The organism is Acinetobacter sp. 1294243 (assembly GCF_000588015.1).
Classification (GTDB): Bacteria; Pseudomonadota; Gammaproteobacteria; order Pseudomonadales; family Moraxellaceae; genus Acinetobacter; species Acinetobacter pittii.
On record NZ_JFXG01000001.1, the window covers coordinates 353,868 to 375,137 of the forward strand.

General features: G+C 38.1%; 16 protein-coding genes and 1 pseudogene. 7 read left to right on the top strand and 10 right to left on the bottom strand.

What is annotated here, in order from left to right:
• The first annotated feature begins 145 nt into the window (after positions 1-145).
• Complete coding sequence (locus J655_RS06570) at positions 146-514, top strand: hypothetical protein (protein WP_017399519.1); 369 nt, start codon at positions 146-148, stop codon at positions 512-514.
• Between the two features lie 59 nt (positions 515-573).
• Here the strand turns inward: J655_RS06570 and J655_RS06575 are convergent, their stop codons facing one another.
• The 7 genes from J655_RS06575 to J655_RS06605 all read right to left on the bottom strand — a co-directional run bounded on the left by J655_RS06575 (position 574) and on the right by J655_RS06605 (position 10,851).
• The gene (locus J655_RS06575) at positions 574-1,233 is read right to left on the bottom strand and encodes an SOS response-associated peptidase family protein (protein WP_032007503.1); all 660 of its coding nucleotides are present in this window, start codon (positions 1,231-1,233) and stop codon (positions 574-576) included.
• Between the two features lie 107 nt (positions 1,234-1,340).
• Positions 1,341-3,074 (bottom strand): ABC transporter ATP-binding protein, encoded by a 1,734-nt coding sequence (locus J655_RS06580; protein ID WP_017482258.1) that lies wholly within the window; start codon positions 3,072-3,074, stop codon positions 1,341-1,343.
• A 12-nt stretch (positions 3,075-3,086) separates the two neighbouring features.
• The gene (locus J655_RS06585; RefSeq protein ID WP_002117973.1) at positions 3,087-4,229 is read right to left on the bottom strand and encodes an ABC transporter permease; all 1,143 of its coding nucleotides are present in this window, start codon (positions 4,227-4,229) and stop codon (positions 3,087-3,089) included.
• Between the two features lie 7 nt (positions 4,230-4,236).
• Complete coding sequence (locus J655_RS06590) at positions 4,237-5,175, bottom strand: ABC transporter permease (RefSeq protein ID WP_000881922.1); 939 nt, start codon at positions 5,173-5,175, stop codon at positions 4,237-4,239.
• A gap of 12 nt (positions 5,176-5,187) precedes the next feature.
• The gene (locus tag J655_RS06595) at positions 5,188-7,221 is read right to left on the bottom strand and encodes a M3 family metallopeptidase (RefSeq protein WP_081403774.1); all 2,034 of its coding nucleotides are present in this window, start codon (positions 7,219-7,221) and stop codon (positions 5,188-5,190) included.
• On the bottom strand, positions 7,222-9,045 hold the full coding sequence (locus J655_RS06600) for an ABC transporter substrate-binding protein (RefSeq protein WP_005069494.1): 1,824 nt from the start codon (positions 9,043-9,045) through the stop codon (positions 7,222-7,224).
• Between the two features lie 15 nt (positions 9,046-9,060).
• Positions 9,061-10,851, bottom strand: coding sequence for an ABC transporter substrate-binding protein (locus J655_RS06605; protein WP_078225382.1), 1,791 nt, complete (start codon positions 10,849-10,851; stop codon positions 9,061-9,063).
• 131 nt (positions 10,852-10,982) lie between these two features.
• Between J655_RS06605 and J655_RS25100 the strand changes: the two are divergent.
• The 6 genes and pseudogenes from J655_RS25100 (at position 10,983) to J655_RS06630 (ending at position 16,940) form a co-directional block, all read left to right on the top strand.
• Positions 10,983-11,104 (top strand): annotated as a pseudogene (locus J655_RS25100) (hypothetical protein).
• Between the two features lie 521 nt (positions 11,105-11,625).
• A complete protein-coding gene (locus J655_RS06610; protein ID WP_032052177.1) occupies positions 11,626-14,325 on the top strand; it encodes a TonB-dependent receptor in 2,700 nt (899 codons plus the stop codon).
• A 108-nt stretch (positions 14,326-14,433) separates the two neighbouring features.
• Positions 14,434-15,147 carry an energy transducer TonB gene (locus J655_RS06615; protein ID WP_032052178.1) on the top strand — a complete coding sequence of 238 codons (714 nt, stop codon included), beginning with the start codon at positions 14,434-14,436 and terminating at the stop codon, positions 15,145-15,147.
• A 40-nt stretch (positions 15,148-15,187) separates the two neighbouring features.
• Complete coding sequence (locus J655_RS06620; protein ID WP_075382891.1) at positions 15,188-16,069, top strand: MotA/TolQ/ExbB proton channel family protein; 882 nt, start codon at positions 15,188-15,190, stop codon at positions 16,067-16,069.
• Positions 16,070-16,084: 15 nt separating this feature from the next.
• Positions 16,085-16,507, top strand: a complete 423-nt coding sequence (locus J655_RS06625; RefSeq protein WP_002118000.1) for an ExbD/TolR family protein — start codon at positions 16,085-16,087, stop codon at positions 16,505-16,507.
• Positions 16,508-16,526: 19 nt separating this feature from the next.
• Positions 16,527-16,940 (top strand): ExbD/TolR family protein, encoded by a 414-nt coding sequence (locus tag J655_RS06630; RefSeq protein WP_002117898.1) that lies wholly within the window; start codon positions 16,527-16,529, stop codon positions 16,938-16,940.
• Between the two features lie 69 nt (positions 16,941-17,009).
• Here the strand turns inward: J655_RS06630 and J655_RS0104215 are convergent, their stop codons facing one another.
• The 3 genes from J655_RS0104215 to zapE all read right to left on the bottom strand — a co-directional run bounded on the left by J655_RS0104215 (position 17,010) and on the right by zapE (position 21,237).
• Entirely contained in the window at positions 17,010-17,459 is a 450-nt protein-coding gene (locus J655_RS0104215; RefSeq protein WP_017399510.1) for a GNAT family N-acetyltransferase, read from the bottom strand.
• A 101-nt stretch (positions 17,460-17,560) separates the two neighbouring features.
• On the bottom strand, positions 17,561-19,726 hold the full coding sequence (locus J655_RS06635; protein ID WP_017399509.1) for a malate synthase G: 2,166 nt from the start codon (positions 19,724-19,726) through the stop codon (positions 17,561-17,563).
• A 368-nt stretch (positions 19,727-20,094) separates the two neighbouring features.
• Positions 20,095-21,237 (bottom strand): cell division protein ZapE, encoded by a 1,143-nt coding sequence (gene zapE / locus J655_RS06640; protein WP_002117902.1) that lies wholly within the window; start codon positions 21,235-21,237, stop codon positions 20,095-20,097.
• Between the last annotated feature and the right edge of the window lie 33 nt (positions 21,238-21,270).

Sequence of the window (21,270 nt, forward strand, 5' to 3'; positions counted from 1 at the left end):
TAATATTTATAAAAGTCTTTATTCCGTACAAAAAACAATCTATAAGTTATGAAAAATAAACAACTTAAATCAGATTTATCCATTTCCTTTTCATATATTTCTTGGTATGTTCAAGAACACAATAACAAGATGGAAGAAAGTGCACATGATGCTATATGGATATCATTTCTCTACAATAGAACATAACTGGGAAGACCTTAAGCCCTTAAATGAGTTTCTACAAACATTTGCAGATGATGATGGTGATGTCTCAACACGAGATAAAGAATCACTCAAAGAAATCATAGCGAAATCTGATACAGCGCTGGCTCTCGCTAGAGAAATGGGTTGGGATGGTAGCTATACAGGCTGCCCTTATCTATTCTGGTTACCAAGTAAAAATAGCCAATCTTTTGAATATGGTTTTGTATTTAAACAGACCTCAGATAATACAACTTTTGTGATTTCACCGATTGAATTGAGCTATTTAGCTGAAGATTCCGAGGTACAAACATTAAGTAAAGATATTGAATAAGTGATATAGGTTATTGATTCAAATTTGACATCAATAACCTCATCTTAATTTTAGATAGATTAGTCAAACATGCTTAACTGAGGTGTAGGTTTTATAATTTTTTCTTTTAGGACATGAGAGCATTCAAACTCTTCAACTGGAAAACCTTCGATAAAGCTGGAAATATCTGGTGATTCTAAACTTAACCATTCATCTAATCGGTCATGTGGAATCACAATAACTGATCGTTTAACATCACCCGGCTCATGAAAGTCTTTCATCATTGGATGGTCTATAGCGTCCATGGTCAACATGCTTGCAGAACGAATAATCGTTTCATTCATTTTGCAAATTTCATAGATTGCTGCAATAAAAAAAGCCTGTCCATCTTTACGGCGCACACCCCACCGCTCTGGCTTATCATTTATATACTTACTTTCATAAAATTCGGACACTGGAATCACACCGAATTTACATTTAAGTGCGGCTTCTTGAAAGCTGGGTTTTTGGAAAATAGTCTCATGACGGGCATTGTAGGTATGTTTTGCTATATTTGTATCTTCAGCCCATTTAGGAACCAATCCAAACATCACTTCGCGCCATTCAAACCCTTGTGGTGATTTAAATAATAGTGGCATTGTTCCAGCAGGATAAACCTCTTCGGCATAGCTAAAGCCGACCACAGGCAACTGAAGTTGCTGTAATTGGGCAAGCGTTAAAGGTTTAAAATTGGCGCACATAACAAGAATAAAATACTCTACATTTACTTCTTTTATTTTATAAGCATTTACCACATAAACCAAATAAAAAGGCACTCGAAAGTGCCCTTAACGACATAACTTTACGCTTATGAAACGTGTTGAATCCCTTGAGGAATCGCCTGTAATAGTCGTTTAGTATAATCATGTTGAGGATGTGCATAGAGTTCATCTGAATTGGCTATTTCTACAACCTCGCCATGATTCATGACCATGACCTGATCAGAGATATATTTCACGACCGATAAATCATGTGAAATAAAGATATAACTTAGTCCAAACTCATCTTGTAAGTCTTGCAATAAATTAAGTACTTGTGCCTGAACTGAAACATCGAGCGCAGAAACAGATTCATCACAAATTAAGATTTCAGGCTTTAGCGTTAAACAGCGTGCAATGGCAATACGTTGACGTTGTCCACCTGAAAACTCATGCGGATATCGGTAGTAAGCTTGTTCAGGTAAATTGACTCGCTCAAGCAGTCCGAGAGCAATTTGCTTGCGCTCAGCATCATCTTTACCAATGTTATGAATTTGCATAGGCTCTAATAAAATCTGCCCGATGGTAAAGCGCGGATTAAGAGACGCATACGGATTTTGAAAGATGATCTGGATTTTCCGTTGATATTTAGCAAACTCTTTTTCAGTTAATGAAAGAATATCTTTACCTTCGATGAAAGCCTGCCCACCAGATGCCTGATGTAAACGCATGAGTAATAGCCCAACAGTCGTTTTACCTGATCCAGACTCTCCGACTAAACCCAAAGTTTTACCCTTAGCCAGCTTAAAAGAAACTCCTTTTACGGCCTGAAACTCTTCTTTGCCAAATAGACCTTTACGGCTATAAAAGCTTTTTTTCAGGTCTTTTACTTCTAAAATGATTTGTTCATCACCATTTAAGCCACGTTTGCGCTCGGGAATTTCTGAAGCATCAAAACTTTGCTCGACCAATACATCATCTTCTTGACGCATAAAATCGCTCGTTACAGGCAAACGATAAGGCCGTTGTGACATTTGCGGGCGGCAATATAACAAAGCTCTCGTATATACATCTTTAGGCTGTTCAAGGACCTGCTCAGCAGCACCTTGCTCTCTTATCTCGCCATGACGCATTACAATGACTTTATCTGCAATTTCACCGACCAATGCTAAATCGTGGGTAATAAAAAGCATCGACATTTGACGGCGCTTACGCAATGACTCGAGTAAATCAATAATTTGCTTTTGAATCGTGACATCAAGGGCCGTAGTCGGTTCATCGGCAATGAGCAGTTTAGGCTCACACGCAATCGCCATAGCAATCATGACACGTTGTTGTTGACCACCCGAAAGTTGATTTGGATAGGCGTCAATTTTAGTTTCAGGTGAAGGAATACCTACTTCTTTAAGCAACTCTAGAACGCGTTGCCGAGCCTGTTTACGGCTCAACCCCATATGCAAACACAACACTTCTGCAATTTGGTTGCCAACCGTAAAAACAGGATTTAATGATGACATCGGCTCCTGAAAAATCATCGCAATATCTTTGCCACAAATTTTACGCATCTCTGTACGAGATAAGCTCAGTAAATCTTTGCCTTCAAATATAATTTTACTTTGCTCATCAATTTTACTTTGACCTACAGGCAGTAATCCCATAGTTGCCAAAGAAGTAACCGATTTGCCGCTACCCGACTCACCTACTAAAGCAACCGTAGTATTTGCAGGAATATCAAAAGTAATTCCTTTTACGGTTTCAATATATTGCTTATCTTCACCTTTAAAACTTACTCGTAAATTTTTAACATGCAGTAACGGTGCATTCTTATTTTCTTGTTCTAACATTTGACCTTCCTCTTATTTTAGTTTTGGATCTAATGCATCACGAAGTGCATCAGTAAACATTGAAAATGCCGTTACCAAAACAGCCATTGCGACAGAGGCTGCTACAAGCTGCCACCATTTGCCTAAAAGAAGTTCACTTTGTGCTTCATTTAGCATACTCCCCCAAGACACTACGCCTACTGGCACACCGAAGCCTAAGAAACTCAAGATGACCTCAGATTTAATGAAAGACACCACCAAAATTGACATTTGGACCAAAGCGATATGGCTGACATTTGGGAAAATATGAATGAACATACGGCGGAAGTGACCAACACCAATTGCTTTGGCAGCAAGAACGTATTCACGTGCAGTATGTTTCATATATTCTGCACGAATTAATCGATAAACACCCGTCCAGCCCGTTAAACCTAAAATCAGAACAATAGACAAAATACCTTTTTGTTGAAGTACTGCAGCAATCGCGAGAACTAATAACAAATATGGAATTGAGGTAAAAATGTTATAAAACCAGTTGAGAATATCATCAACCCAACCACCGAAATATCCAGAAATTGCGCCTAAAAGTGTACCAATTCCTACTGCAAGTAAAGCCGATATCACCCCAACAATAATTGAAGTTTCAGCACCTTTAATAGTTTTCTTTAAAACGTCCTGTCCCCATTTATCAGCTCCAAACACAAGGGTACTTTTCAGTTCTGCTTGTTGATCAAGTAAATGTCCTCCAAGTTGCTGATCGATCGCTTTCATATCATCGGCTAATGGGTCAACTACACCATAATAATCAATTGCACTTCCCGCACTCTTTTCTTGTTTAATTTCAGCCTTAAGCTTATCAATTACATCTTTTAAAGGATCGACTGGATTTTCTGGTAACTCTTCTTCAATCGCTGCCGCCTTTTGCCCTGCATCTGTTGTCTTATCTGCCCCTATAAATGTAGGCGGTGCATAACTTACGGCTACCTCTTTATTCCAGTCAGATGCAATCACGCCCGTCATTGATAGAACCAAGATAATAAAATAAAGCAATACAATCACTAGCGATGACATTGCGATCTTGTCGGCCCGAAGACGACGCATGGCAAGTTTCCACAGGCCAGATGAATGAGCTTCGGCTTTTGTTTGTTGTTTTCTTTTTGATAAAACGCTCAGCATAGCCCACCTACTTCAACTGTACACGTGGATCAACCACTTTGTAGACCAAATCGGCAATCAGGTTAAAAATCATGGTTGCAGCTGCGATGTAAACTGTAATTGCTTTAATAACAGGAAAATCACTCCGCTCAACTGCAATAATCACCTCTCGACCAATCCCGGGAATACCAAAAAAACGTTCAATTAAAAATGCGCCTATGAGCAATGCAGGTAAAGTTGACATCACATCGGTAATAATCGGAATTGAAGCGTTCCGCAGTACATGTACACCTAAAATTCGGCTTTCACCTACACCTTTAGCTCGTGCTGTTCGAACATAGTCCTGATTAATTTCATCAAGCACGAAACTACGATATAACCGTAAAGTCGGTGCAATACTCACCACCAACATGATTAGAATTGGTAGTAAGGCAAACTTAAATAAATTATCAGTAAAGGTGTCGCTCCAGCCTTGCACAGGAAACCAACTTAGCTGATACGCCAGAACATATTGAAAAACGATAATGTAAACTAAGATACTGATCGACATGCCAATAGTACATAGCATCATGACCATACGGTCGGTTAGAGAGCCCCGTACCGCAGCAACAGCTAATGCCAAAATAATTGAAATAACCGTCTGTAAAATAGTCAGTGGGATTAAAAGCGTAAGCGAGGGTCCTAATCGGGTTAAAATAATTTGAGAAACGGGTTCGCCAGTACTCCAACTTGCACCATAGTCAAAAGTCAGTATCTGTTTAATGAAAATCCAGAGCTGAACGTAATAAGGCTGATCTACACCAAGCTGCTTACGAATGTTTTCAATCTGCTCAGGATTAGACATCTTGCCCGCTAAAATATAAGCAGGATCGCCCCCTACCCAGTTAAAAAGAATAAAAATAAGTAAGACTACCCCCAACATAGTTGGAATCATCTGCCATAAACGCCGAATAACATATGCCAGCATAGTGATAATTCCTTATTTAACCCGTTGACCGGTAATTTCATTAAAGAACGCTTTGTTATCAGGTTCACGACCAAGGAAATCTTTAACTAATTCAGCTGCTGGTTTTTGGCTACCTTGTGACAAAATGGTTTGACGGTAACGCTGTCCAACTTGCGGGTTATTAAGGTTGTCCCCATATGCAGAAAGCATGTCTAAAGCTAAAACCTCAGACCACATATAGCCGTAATAACCTGCTTGATAACCGCCCATCAAATGCCCAAACTGCCCAGGAAATTCTGTTGTTGGTACATAACCTAAGGCTGTAGCAGCTTCCATTTTTTGCCAATTTTCTAAAGGTTTTACTTTTAAGGCATCAGCAGTATGCAATGACATATCGTACTGTGCATAAAGAGTCTGACGCGCATAGCGCAAGCCACGACCATAGTTATGTACAGCTTTTAAACGGGCAATTAGTTCGTCATCAACACGTGGACATGCTGGATCACAATAATCGGCCACTTTAGATAAAGTCTCTTTACGACGTGCCCATTCTTCATACATTTGAGATGGCGCTTCTACAAAATCACGCTCTACGGATGTTCCAGACTGACTGGCATAACGTGTATTTGATAAAATGCCATGTAAAGCGTGGCCAAACTCATGAACAAAAGTTTCAAGCTCGTCACTGTTTAAACCTTTACGGTTAAAATTGGTGACTAATGCTGAAACTGGTAATCGATTGGTTAAAGTGCTGCCACCGTATACTCCCCAAACGGCAGCATGGCCATATTTCCCTTCACGAGGAAATTTATCCATATATAAGCCACCAAGAAGCTTTCCTGTTTTCTTATCAACTACATCGTAATATTCAACTTCATCCTGCCATGCTTTAACTTTGACGGGTTTAAAATCAATGCCATAAAGGTCAGATGAAATGGCAAATAACCATTTTTGAGAAGCTAAAGTTGGGAAATAATCACGAAGTCTTTCCTGATCAATCTGATATTTATTCTTACGAAGTTTTTCACTCCAGTAAGCTTCACTCCAACGTGTGATCTCGGTTTTTTCTAATGGCGTTTTTAAAGTTTGTGCTTTAAATGCACGGAGTTCTTCTACTTCTTTACGTTCAAGTGGTGCTACTGTTTTTTGGACTTCTGCTAAAAATTGATTTACAGCCTCAGGCGTTTTAGCCATACGGTCTTTTAAAACCCAATCTGCATAACTTGCTTTTCCAAATAACTGCGCAAGCTCATAACGCAAATCAATTGCTTGTTTAAGTAGTTTTAAATTTTGCTCAGTACCACGTCGAGTAAAAGCAATTTGATATCTTTTCCGAGCATCATCATTATCTGCCAACTCCATAAAAGGACGATATTCAGGATATTCAAACCCTAATAAATAATTGCCTTTAGCATTTTTCTTTAATGCTGAAATATAACTTTGAGGTAAGCCTTTCATCTCTTCAGGAGTAAACTCAAGTTTCTCCGGATTATCGCGGACATTACGGGCATATTCTTGTTCGAGTTTGGTCAACTCATCCAGAATGGCCTTCATTCGTGCACGCTTTACTGGTTCAAGTTGAACACCTGTGTCTTCAAACTGATCTAGAATATCTTGGCGGTATTTTTGGTCAATTGGGTCTGTTGCTTGTGTATTTTTAATTAAGTTATATAGCTTCGGGTTCTGAAATATATCAGTGTGAAACTGATTAATTTTGATTTCACAGTCTTCAGCTGCCTTACGTAATTTTGCATCTGGGTCTACGTTACTATATAGACTTATCGGACCTGAAAAATCCTCAAAATGCGCAAAAATTTTATCCCATTTTGCCAATAGAGGTGCCGCTGCTGCATTATCTTTAACAGGCGTTTTTTCAAAAATAGTAATCTGTTGTTGAATCTTTTTTAAATTAGCATCACACCATGCTGGGAGCTGTTGTGCTTTAAGTAATGGCAAAGTAGGACGTGTTGTCTCTGCCGTTGCAAACTGACTTATACCTATGGTCAACATACATAAAGTTGTCATTTTCAATGCATTATTTTTCATCATATCTCCAATTTTTTTCATTTAATGATTAGATTTAGTATTTGTATCAATATCGAAATACATCCACTCTGCATGTAAAATTGGATGCTTCTTATATCCAATGATTTTTGGTTGAGCCAGCATATTCCGGTAGCGTGCATATGAGATTTGAACAGACATATACACTTCTAATAACCGTGTCATTTTTCGATAAAGTGCATCTCTCTCAGGACCTGCTTGCATTTGTTGCGTTTGGCGATACAACTGATCAAACTCTGGAATAGAACCACAAGACCAGTTCGTCATATGTGTATTAGGTCCATAAAAATTCTGCATAAAATTATCCCCATCTGGATAATCGGCTATCCATGCAGAAGACCCGAACATCCCGTCGCATTGTTTTTGCGCACGAATAAGATCTGCAAAGAGCATGGGTTTAAAGACCATACGGATATTCAAACTATCAAAATTTTTCTTCCAGAGCTCAGCGCTTTGCTGACCAATACTGTCACTACGCGCCATATATTCAATGACAAGTGGTTTTCCGTCTGGTTGCGTACGCCAACCTGAGGCATCTTTTTTATAGTGATATCGATCTAATAGTAAATTTGCTGCTTTCACCGAATATGGGGTACTGGTTCTGTATTGAGGATCATTACCCACTACACCTGGTGGAATTGGAAAATGTAGACGCTGTGCATCATCATTTCTTACTAGTTTAATTTCTTGATCTATCGAACGAGACATCGCAATCGCACGGCGTAAAGCAATTTTCTCTTTACTCATTCCCCCAACAACTGGATTTTTAAGATTCCAATAAATATAGCTAATTTCGGGGTCAACAATGCGAGATAACTGCACACCTTCTTTAGCAAGTTCAGGTCTTAGTTTGCCGTCTTTAACCGCTTTTGCGACCAGTTGGCCTTCAAGCTGAAATATATCAACCTCACCACGCTGAAATGCTAGCCACCGCGATTGGTTTTCTTCCATTACCTGAATATCAATTGTGCCGATTTGAGGCATTTTTTTACCTTTAAGTCGCTTCACAATTGCCTGATCTTCAGGGCTGCTGGCATTAAAGTTCCAAGTAAAGCCGCGATAATCAGGATTCGCTTTTAAAACAATGCGCGATGCTGGTACCCACTTGCTCAACACATAAGGACCTGTACCTACAGGGTGGCCCATTACATAACCGGCTTTGTCTTTATACTTTTCGATGACTTCACGTGCCACTGCACCTGTCGGGTCATGGGCGAGTAATAAAGGAAAGTTATAGTCTGGCTTAACTAAACGAATCACCAAAGTGTATTTATCAGGTGTTTGTAAACCACTTACCTTTTGATCATAGTTAAATTTTCCGGACTTATTGGCTGCTTTGACTAACGCATCCATACCTTCAATTTTGTTTTCTAATAGCCAGCTATTTGGAGAGCGCAGATTCGGGTCCAATAAACGCTTAAAAGAATACGCATAATCATTGGCTGTTAATTCTCTAGGTTTGCCTTTAAAAACAGGGTCTGGCGTAAAATAAATTCCCTTTTTAATGCGAATGGTATAGGTCAAACCATCAGCACTGACTTCTGGCATAGCAGTTGCTATTTGCGGAATAAGCTTTGCCGGCCTTGCTAAATAATCATAGGTATATAGAGTTTCAAATATCGATGTGGTTACATGCGCAGAATATAAATCATGGATATAAGCCGGGTCGAAACCTGTCTCAGCTGTTGGAAATACATAACGTAAAACTTTATTCGGATCGGCTGGGCTTTTCGCAAAAATACTTGTAGATCCTGTTAAGGCCATACTAGCGAATAGCAAGCTGATACTACAGTGCTTGAGCTTTTGTTTTAAATTTTCAGTCATCATGATCTTTATCTAAAATTATTTTTTAATAGGAGTAATATCAAGATATTGCCAGTTTGTATTCATCATAGGATGGGGTTTAAAACCTTGAACTTGTGGCCGTACTAACCAGTTACGAATTCGAGTTACATGAACAATCCATGGGTTATCAGCTTCAATCTGGCGATTGAGCTTTTCATAATATGGTAGACGTTGTTGCGGTGGTAAATGAATGGCCTGAGTATAAAGAGCGTCATATGTTTTAGACTGATAACAAGCATGGTTTCCCTGTCCAGCATTTGGTCCATAAAGCAACTGTGCAAAATTATCTCCTTCAGGATAGTCAGCAATCCATGCCCCACTCCAAATCATATATTTACATTGAGTTGCGGCTTTTAAGTTATCTGCAAAATTACTTACCTTAAAGTCAGCTCGAATGCCAATTGCATCCAGATTCTTTTTCCAGAGTTCTGAGTGGATAACTGAGGCCGAGCTATTTTCTGTATTGATTTTTAAAATCAAAGGTTTCCCGTTTGGCTGGGTTCTATAACCATCAGCACCTTTTTTATAACCATAATAATCAAGTAATTTATTTGCTAGCAGCGGGTTATATCCTACGCTACTTTTATATTTCGGATTATAGCCATTCACACCTTCAGGTATAAACATTTCAGCCCGAACAGCTTGCCCTTTATAAGCCTGTTTTATACTTTCTTTTTGGTTGTACGACAAAGTAATTGCTCTACGAAGAGCGATCTTTTCTGGGCTAAAACCACCAATCACCGGATCACGCATGTTCATCATCGTATAGGTAATTTCAGGTTCCTTATATGGGAAGTGTTTAATTCCTCTCTTCTTAAAAGAAGCTTTAAGCTGATTTCCATCTAAAGCTTGAGGAACTGCACTCGCTGTAAGTTTGTCAAAGTCGAGTTGACCCGACTGGAAAGCTAACCATCTTGACTGCTCTTCTTCAATAATACTGACTACCACCTTTCCAATTTGTGGCATTTTCTTTCCAGACATTTCCTTAACAAGCTGGTTATCCCAAGGTGTTCCTGTCGACTTAAAGTTCCAGACAAAACCACGATAATCAGGATTAGCAATCAACTCGACCTTACTTCTTGGTACATACTTACTTAACATGTAAGGGCCTGTACCTACGGGATGCATACCAATACGGTCACCGTAATAATCGACAACCTCTTTAGCAACTCCGCCAAATGCAATATAGGCAAGAATATAAGGGAAATTATAGTCTTGGCGAGTTAAGGTAAATTGTAAAGTATATCGATCAAGTGCTTTGACTCCTGCAATTGGAGCAGCATAATCAAATTTTCCAGTTTTCTTTGCTTGGGCTACAACCGCATCGGCACCTAGTAACTTACCATCAATGAATGAAACAGACGGTGCTCTATTTTTAGGATCTAGAATACGTTTAATTGTATAGACGTAGTCTTCGGCTACTAGCTCACGGCGTTTACCTTTAAAAGCGGGATCATTAGTAAAATAGATACCTGGCTTAATTTTAAAAGTATACACTTTACCGTCTTGTTCCACTTTGGGCAGGCTCTCTACTGTATAGGGAGCTAACTGTAATGGGCGTGCCAGATAGTCATATTTAAGTAAAGGCTCAAAAATTGCCTCAGCAATATTAGCACTATAGAAATTGGTAGTTTTAACCATATCGAAGCCATCATCCGGGGCTTCATAGGCAACATGCAAAATTTTGTTTGGTTGCGCTGGCGTAATTGCGTAAGCACAAGGAACAGATGTAATAGCCAGACTTAAAATGGCGAGCTTAAAAAATTTTAATTTCAAGTTCATACCCACGTAATTAGTTTTTTAAAAGATATTATCCTTTTGAGTAACATCTAAATCTGCATAAGAAAAGTTCTTTTTCAACAGATAAGCCTATTTAGGTTTAATTCTTTACTTTTCTATGAGCATTTTTATTTGAACAAATGGAAAAACAAAGTCAAAAACCCAATCTTTTGTAACTACTGAAAATAAAGCGAATTTCATGCCATTTATTAATATTCATCACAAAATAATTAATAATATTAGAAATTCATATTTTTATTAGGTACTTAAAATGGTTTGAACTATATAAATAAAAGTAACTTTTTGCCAAATATTATATTTGCATATGTTAATCATCTAATACCTTAAATGCACAAATAAAATACATTAATGACACATTATGATTCATATTAAGACAAGCCAAATTAACAAATAATTATAAAATAATGAATTGATTTTAAATAAAAAATATAACAAAAACCGGCATTATAAATAGTATAACATTACATATAAAAAGGTTCTAAAACGATACATTTTTATTTATTAAGCATGTGAAGAGTCCAGTAATGTATATTTTTTATACAAAAAAAATTTGAAACTTTTGGCCAGCGTTCAAAAATTTTCCAAACGGAAAATTTATTTTTATTTAATAAAAGATGAACCTTTGTTCTAAACCATAATAAAATCAATATATATCAATATTTTGCATAAACTAAAAAAAGAAAAATATATAGTTGGCACTTGCTTTGCTTAAAAACTTTCCAGCAATATCGCTAACGACAACAAAAAGGGATCAAATCCACGATGAAAAAAAAATACAATGTTCGATCTCAGGCAACCCCCAAGATCAGCAAAACAATTCTTAAATTAAGCACCCTTAGTTTAAGTATGATGTGTCTTACCCTGGCACAGGCAGCAGAAACTGAACAATCAAGTAGTGATGAAAAACCAACAAAAGTCGTAAAAGTTGCCGTTACAGGTTCTTCAATCAAAGGAGTTGCAGCACAAAGTGCTTCACCTATTACCATTATTAAAGGCGAAGATCTCGCAAATGCTGGCGTTACTACAGTTGAAGAGGCATTAACCCGTGTAAGTTCAAATCAGGCAGGTTTTTCAACTGACCAGAATGTGGGTGCCAGTAATACCGATGGTTCTACCGCTAACCTTCGGGGTTTAGGTAGCGATAAAACACTCGTTTTACTTAATGGACGACGCCTCGCAGCGAACCCTTTTGGTACTTCCACCGTAAACCTAAATATTATTCCTTTAGCAATGATTGATCGTATTGAAGTTTTACGTGATGGTGCCTCAGCAGTTTATGGTGCCGATGCTGTTGCAGGGGTTATTAATTTCATTACAAAAAAAACATATCAAGGTGTGGGTATTAGCGCAGGCTTGTTACAACCAGAACACAAAGGTGGTGACAAACAAGATATTTCTATCTTTGGTGGCTATGGCGACTTAGATGAAGATGGTTTTAATATTTTCGGTGTTGTAGATTATCGTCGTACTAACGGCATTATGGCAAAAGACCGAAAAATTTCTGAACGTGGCGGAGTATTACCAGAACTCGGTCTTGATGGACGCTCTGCTAATGCGTTTACCTCAAATTTTTATGATCCTATATCTGGAGTTTCTGGAAATCCCTATGCTCAAAATGGTCAATGTTTGGGCCCCACAGAGTCAGCAGAAGAGGGATTCTGTTATGCAAATACTCAAGCTTTGATAGGTATCAAACCTGACGTAGAAAACGTTTCTGTTTTAGGACGTGGTACATTCAAAGTTAATGATAATTTAAATGCTATTGGTGAATATATTTATTCACGTAGTGAAGTTATCACTTCTGTTGCTCCAGATCCTTTTAGCCGTAGCAATCTTTCAACTCGCGTCACCCTTCCAAGTGATAGTCCATATTATCCAGGTAATGGTATTGTTCCTAGCGTTAATGGGTTAAGTGGTGCCCCCCTAGAACTCTATTTACGCTCACATGCTGGGAACCGTATAGCTAAATCAATTAATGAATCACATCGGCTTTTTGCTGGTCTGGAAGGTGACGTATGGGGATGGGATTTAAACACAGGTATTACCTATGCAAAAAGTGAAGCCTCAGATAATTTCGTTACTGGTCAATTAAATAAGACTAAATTACAAGATGCCTTAAATAACGGAACATTAAACCCATTTGGTGAAAGTAGTGATCCTAATATCTGGAACAGTTTATCAGTTAAAGGAAAATATAATGAAGCAACTTTAGAATCCACTACTGCTGACTTCAGTATTAGCCGTCCTATTTTTACTTTACCTGCTGGTAAGGTTGGTTTTGCTTTAGGAGGCAGCTTTACTAATCAAGATTGGAAACAACATATTAATGCAGATTTAGTCCGTCAAGCTCCTAGTAGTGGTACAGACCCTAGTAAACCTGATAATTCTGGCGACCGAGACATTACCTCTGCATTTGCAGAATTACAAATACCTATAACCAAAACGATCGAAGCACAACTTGCAGCTCGTTACGATGACTATAGTGACTTTGGCGATACTTTTAACCCTAAATTCGCGATCCGTTGGGAGCCATTAAAACAACTCATGTTCCGTACCTCATATAGCACAGGTTTCCGTGCACCAAGCCTATATGAGATTAATGCGGCTCAAAGCAAAACTTATACTGGTGCAAAATATAATGACCCACTTTACTGCCCAGGCGGTGAGGTCGTAGAAGGGAAAAATAAAAATGACTTTTGTAATACTCAATTTATGAAATTACAGGGAGGCTCAAAAGATTTACAACCAGAAGAATCAAAATCATTTACTGCCGGCTTTGTTTTCGAGCCAATTAAAAACCTTGTACTAACGGTTGACTATTTCAATATTAAAATTGACGACCTGATTGCTCAGGTGGGAGAAGCCACAATCTTTGGAGAACCTGAAAAATACTCTGCTCTTTTTGTAAGAAATGCTGATGGTACTATCGACTATATAAAAACCAACTTATTCAACTCTGGTGGTATGAAAACAGAAGGTTTTGATATTAGTCTGAATTATTTAACTCCAATGACATCCACTGGCCGTTTTGGCTTTGGAATTGATGGGACTTATGTATCCAAACTAGATTATCGCGACTCAAAAAGTGAGCCATGGACAGGACAGGTTGGCCTATATGAAGACCCTGCTGTTGTCCGATGGAAACACACAGCTAATATTAACTGGGCATATGAAAATTGGAGACTAGTTTTTGAACAACAGTTTGTACGTGGTTACGATGATCAAAATCAGATAGGTGAAGAACAATATGATCATCACAAAGTTAGTGATTATACCCTCTACAATATTTCTGGTACCTATAAAGGCTTTAAAAATCTTGAGCTAACAGCGGGTATTAAAAATATTTTCGATGAAGATCCATCTGCTTCAAACGTTTTAGATAATTTCCAATACGGATATGACCCTCGGTATGGTGACCCAACAGGACGTACATACTATTTACGTGGTACATACAAGTTCTAATTGGTTATTTTGCAAACACGACTTTAGACATCGTGTTTGCAGACCGAATACTCACCCTTAGTCAAACATTAATTTAAGAATTGTTTGTCTCAAGTTTCAGGAGTAACTATGGGCATGACTTTTACAGACATAGAAAATAAATCTGCCAAACGCCTAATTGGTATTGCTGCAGTTATTTTTCTGCATCTTCTTGTTGCCTATATTCTGATGTCAGGTTTAGCAAACAATATTCAAAAACCAGCAGAAAAACCTGTGGAATTACAAATTATTCAGGATATTAAGCCGCCTCCTCCACCAAAGCCGGAAGAGCCGAAACCAAAGGAAAAACCGCCTGAGCCACCAAAAATGGTAGAAAAAGTTGCCAAGGTTCCTGAGCCGCCTAAACAAGTAGAGAAAGTAGCAACACCGGTACAAAAAACGACACCAGTGGCTCAACCGACTAAAGCGGCTACCCCAGCTCCTGCTACACCTAGTACCACATCACCAAGCCCTGTTGCCGCAGCTGCTCCAGTGGCTGCTGCGCCAGCCCCCAAACCAGCTGGTGTAAGTCGTGGTGTTTCAGAGGGTTCTGCTGGTTGTGAAAAACCAGAATATCCACGAGAAGCACTTATGAATGAAGAACAAGGGACAGTGCGTATACGTGTTCTGGTTGATACATCCGGCAAAGTTATTGATGCCAAAGTAAAAAAATCGAGTGGCAGCAAAATTTTAGATAAGGCGGCAACTAAAGCTTACAGCTTATGTACGTTCAAACCAGCAATGAAAGATGGTGTACCTCAGCAAGATTGGTATGAAATTGAATATCCATTTGTAATTGAATAAACAATTGAATTAGCAAGAAATTAAAAAATATTGGAGATATATGATGAAAAAATCAACTCAACCGTTAGTTCGTTTCGCTTCTGCAAGTCTAATCGCAGCTTGCTCGTTACTTCCATTAAGCTCAGTTTTCGCAGAAGAAACAAGCAATACTCCTGTGGCCACAGCAACTACTGAAGCTACATCAAGTACAAATACTCCAACCCCACCACCGAAACCCGCAACAAGCGAAACTGTCAAAAATCCTTATGGTCTAGAAGCCCTTTGGCGCGAAGGTGATTTAGTTGCTAAGTCTACCTTATTTATATTAGTACTCATGTCGATTGGAACTTGGTACATCATCATCTCTAAACTATTGCAGCAAGGTAAAGTCAAACGCCAAGGCAAAGAAGCTGAAAAACACTTTTGGGAAGCGACTTCCCTTGATAATGCTGCAGAAGGTTTAGAACAAAGTAGCGCTTATCGCTTTATTGCAGAAAAAGGCATTAATTCAACTAAATCACATGGCGGTTCTTTACTTGAACGAATCGATTTTAATACATGGGTGAGCATTTCAATTCAACGCGCAATTGAGAAAATACAAAATCATTTAGGCGGTGGTTTAGCCTTTTTAGCAACAGTAGGTTCTACTGCACCATTTGTTGGTCTTTTTGGTACCGTTTGGGGAATTTATCACGCATTAACAGCCATCGGTATCTCAGGTCAAGCATCTATCGATAAAGTTGCAGGCCCCGTTGGTGAAGCTCTGATTATGACAGCGATTGGTCTTGCAGTCGCAGTACCTGCTGTACTTGGTTATAACTGGCTTACACGCCGCAATAAAGCAGTAATGGAAAATGTCCGTTCATTTGGTTCAGATTTACACGCGGTTTTATTAAGTGGAGAAATTAATACCAATAATTCAGTTAACCGCAGCATTAAATAACGAGGAGCAAACATTATGGGTATGAGTGTTGGTTCTGAAGATGATGATGAAATGATTGGCACAATTAACACGACACCTTTGGTTGATGTCATGTTGGTTTTACTTATTATTTTTCTTATTACTATTCCGGTAGTCACACATACAGTTCCAGTGAAACTACCAGAAGAAAAAAATACTCCCTATGCAACCACGCCTGAAAATATTCAACTCTCAGTAAATAAGAAAGGCGATATTTTCTGGAACGAAAGTTATGTGCCAAGTAAAGAGATATTGCTGGCAAAACTTCAAGCAGTTGCACAAAAAAGGCCTCAGCCAGAAGTTCATATTCGGGGTGATCAGCTTACCCATTTTGAAGCGATAGATCAGGTCATTAGTACGACCAAAGAAGCTGGTATTGGCAAAATTGCTTTTGTTACTACCCCTCCAGCCTCCCCGTAATTAAATTAAGGAGAATTTTATGGGTATGAATGTCGGTTCAAATAATGATGACGATGTGATGTTAGAAGTCAACATGACACCTCTTATTGATGTCATGTTGGTACTCATTATTATGTTTATTATTACCATACCTGCACCAAACAACGCGATTAATATTAATTTGCCAAATGGCACACCGCCACCAACAAATGAAAAGCCACCTGAAGTGATTGATGTAAGAATTGATGCGGTAGGCAAAGTATTTTGGAATAACCAAGAGGTTTCTGACAGAAAGGCGCTAGAGACCTTATTTCAAGGTGTTGTTGCTAAAAAAGATCAAGACCAGATCAAACTCAAACCAGACCAGATGGCTGAATATAAGAATGTAGCGATGGTCATGGCTACGGCACAGCGTTTAGGTGTCACTAAAATTGGAATTGTGAGCAGTAACTAATATTGCTCTTCAATCTATTTAATTCTATTAACTCCTGCGCTAACTTGAATCTTCAGTTAGCGTTTTTTTTTAATTAGAAATATTCAACTCTAAAATAATATCTCCACACTCATCATATTCTCCAGTTTCTCGGAAACCCATTTTTTTATAAAGTTTTCCAGTCACATAGTTGGATGATTTATACATCGTTCTAATTCGTTTAGCTCCTTTTGCAGCCATTTCATCAATTGCTATTTGCAATACCTTAGTACCATAACCTTTAGCCTGACTATTTTTATCAATCATAAAACGAAACAACCAAAATAATGTCTCATCAGGTGGATCAATTTCGACGCAATACATTAGGAACCCAACGACCTCATCATTAAAACAGATGACTCTTGGACAGTAATGTTCTTCCACTTTAGACTCAGCAATAGAATATACATTTGGTGCAACATAATCTTTTTGAGATTCATCTAATGATAATCTTGCACATCGAATCCAATTCTCACGATCGAGATCTTTTAGACTAATCAAATTCAAAACCTTTTAGCTATAAATTCCCTTTCTATAAGCACAAAATATACCGAAAATAAAAAAAAGCCTCCGAAGAGGCTTTTTTTTAAAACAGGAGGAAATTAATCACCTGTATAACCTTTTAACTTCAAACGAGCAGCATGAAGTAACGGCTCAGTGTAACCAGAAGGCTGTTCACAACCTTTGAAGATAAGATCAGAAGCTGCTTGGAAAGCAATATTTGTTTCAAAGTTAGCTGCCATTGGTTTATACAATGGGTCATTTGCATTTTGCTCATCAACAATTTTTGCCATGCGTTTAAGCACTTCTTCAACTTGTTCACGAGTCACAATACCGTGACGTAACCAGTTCGCAACGTGTTGAGAAGAAATACGTAATGTTGCACGGTCTTCCATTAAGCCCACGTTGTTAATATCAGGAACTTTCGAACAACCTACACCTAAGTCAACCCAACGAACAACATAACCTAAGATACCTTGGCAGTTATTTTCAAGTTCATTGTTAATCTCTTCCGCTGACCAGTTTGTATCAGGTGCAAATGGAGGGGTTAACAAGTCATCTAATGACAACATTTCCTCAGCTTTTAACTGATCTTGACGTGCTTTTACATTTACTTGATGGTAATGCATCGCGTGAAGTACAGCACCAGTTGGAGATGGAACCCAAGCACAAGAAGCACCAGCATTTGGATGTGCAGCTTTAGTTGCTAACATATCTTTCATGCTATCTGGTTTTGGCCACATGCCTTTACCAATCTGTGCTTTACCTTGTAAACCACATTTCAAGCCAATCGCAACGTTACGGTTTTCGTAAGCAGCAATCCATTTTTGTGTTTTAACCGCTTCTTTACGAACAACAGGTGCAGCTTCCATAGAAGTATGGATTTCATCACCCGTACGGTCCATAAAGCCAGTATTAATAAAGATCGTACGGTCTTTAGCAGCAGCAATACAGTTTTTCAAGTTTACAGATGTACGGCGCTCTTCATCCATAATACCGATTTTTAACGATTTAGGTGGTAAGCCAATCGCCTGTTCAGCACGTTCAAATAACTCTACAGCAAACGCAACTTCTTCAGGACCATGCATTTTTGGCTTAACAATATACATAGAACCTTTACGAGAGTTTTTATTTTCGTTTGTACTACGGATATCAGCAATTGATAACAATGGAGTTACCAATGCATCCATAATACCTTCAAAAATTTCTTCGCCGTCTACCAAAATAGCTGGGTTAGTCATTAAGTGACCTACGTTACGAAGTAACATAAGTGAACGACCATGAAGTTTTGTTGTACCACCAATTAAGTTTTTAATTTCGCGATCTTTATTTAGATCACGCACAATCGTTTTACCATTCTTTTCAATAGATTCTTGAAGTGTACCCTTCATTAAACCTAACCAGTTACGGTAACCTTCAACTTTTTCTTCTGCATCGACAGCCGCAACAGAGTCTTCCAAATCTTGAATTGTGGTTACTGCCGCTTCAAATGTTAAATCTTTAACACCCGCTGGATCAGTTTGTCCAATTGGGCTATTTGCATCAATTTCGATAATGACATGAAGACCATTACTTAAAAGTACAACTTCTGAAGGATTTGCTTCTTCACCATTGAAACCAACAAACTGGGCTTCATGAGCTAAACCTGTTTTTGAACCATCTTTCAAAGTTACAACGAGTTTATTTTGCTCAATTGCATATTTTGTTGCATCTGCATGTGAACCTTGAGCAAGCGGGAAAACTTCATTTAAGAAATTCTTAGCGAACTCAATAACTTTTGCACCACGAACAGGATTATATCCTTTACCTTTTTCAGCTCCACCTTCTTCAGAAATTACATCGAAGCCGTAAAGTGCATCATATAAAGAACCCCAACGGGCATTTGCTGCATTTAAGCAATAACGTGCATTACGTACAGGTACAACTAACTGTGGTCCTGCCAACAAAGCAATTTCTTCGTCTACGTTTTCAGTAGTAATTTGAAAATCTTCAACTTCTGGCAATAAATAACCAATTTCAGTTAAGAACGCTTTATAAGCAGCTAATTCAAATTTGTTGTTACGGTGCCATTCATCAATTTTTGCTTGTAATTCATCACGCTTAGCCAATAATGCTTTATTTTTTGGGCTAAGATCGACAACAACTTGCTCAAAGTTCTTCCAGTAAGTTTCACTATCTAAACCAGAACCTGGTAAAGCTTCATTTTCGATAAAATCGTAAAGTTCTTTAGCAATCGCTAACTTGCCTTTTTGAATACGTGCAGTCATTGTCTTTCCTGAAGTTGCTACTTTTTATACCAAGAGAATCCTAGTATACCGATTTAAATTAAGCTGAATACTAATATCACATTCCTAAATAGTAAGCATTTTCCCTTGCAAAACTATTGACAAAGATAAAGTTTTCTATATAGGAAATATTAAAATTCTAACTAGTATTCCCAACAATTTATTCAATATTTAAAGATACCGAAACTAAACTTTTTGTTAACAGACAAAAAGTTTCACTATCTTATTTTTTCTAAAGCGTATTTAGTTATATCAAACTTTACAGGGTGAAAAAGCACTATTTAACTAAATTTATCAATTTTTGTTGTAAAAAAAGCGCCCAATTTAGAGCGCTTTTCATATCTACTTTCTTAAGAAGTTTTAGTAGCATCAATATGACGATGTTCAGAATGTAAATATTCATCAGATTGCATTTCTAGCAAACGTGAGCGCGTACGTTCAATTTCAAATGCTAATTTTTCACCTTGATAGATATCAATAATACTATCTTGGGACGTTAAAAGTAATTTCACACCTCGATCGTAAAACTCATCGACTAAATAAATAAAGCGACGAGTACCTTCTGACAAGAAATCCGTCAAATGAGGAACATTACTGACTAGAACCGTATTATAAATATTTGCAATTTCAATAAAATCTGCTGGGCTACGTGGTTTAAAGCAGAGTTCAGAAAACTCACACCACAACACATCTTCTGTATGCCCCAGAGTCTCGACAACACGATTATTAATCACAATCGGCTCTTGAGAATGAGCTTGTGTATGGGTTAAAGCACTAAAACGTTCAGCCATCCAGCTTTGTGCTTCATTCGTTAATGGCGATTTAAATAATTGAGCTTGTTTTAGTACACGCAAACGATAGTCCACACCTGCATCTACATTTAAAACAGCACAGTTCTTTTTAACCATTTCAATGGTTGGCAAGAAACGATCACGGTGAATACCGTTTTTATATAAGCCATCTGGTGCAATGTTTGATGTTGCGATTAATGTCACACCACGAACAAACAATTTTTGGAATAAATCACTCAAAATCATTGCATCTGTTACGTTTGATACAAAGAACTCATCAAAACAGATAACGACAGCATCTTTATAGATTTGGTCAGCTACGATTTCAAGTGGATTACGTTGGCCTGAAAGCTTATTTAGTTCTTTATGAACATGTTGCATGAAATGATGAAAATGCATACGCGTTTTACGGCGAAATGGCACAGATTCATAAAATTGATCCATCAGCCAAGTTTTTCCACGGCCTACTCCGCCCCACATATATACACCTTTAGGTGAAGTTTGGCGACGAAAACGACGGAAAGCTTTTTTTGAGGCTTTATAACGGTTTAAAAGTTCTTTCCATACGCGATCTAATTCTTGCACTGCCTGTGCTTGCGCTTCATCTGCCATAAATTGACCTGAAGCTAAAGCCTCAGCATAGCGTTCTGCTGGGGAAGAAGGTGTGAATGCAGTACTATGAGAAGATTTTAAATTTAACATATCGTTTTATTTCAATTTTAACTGATGAGAGTA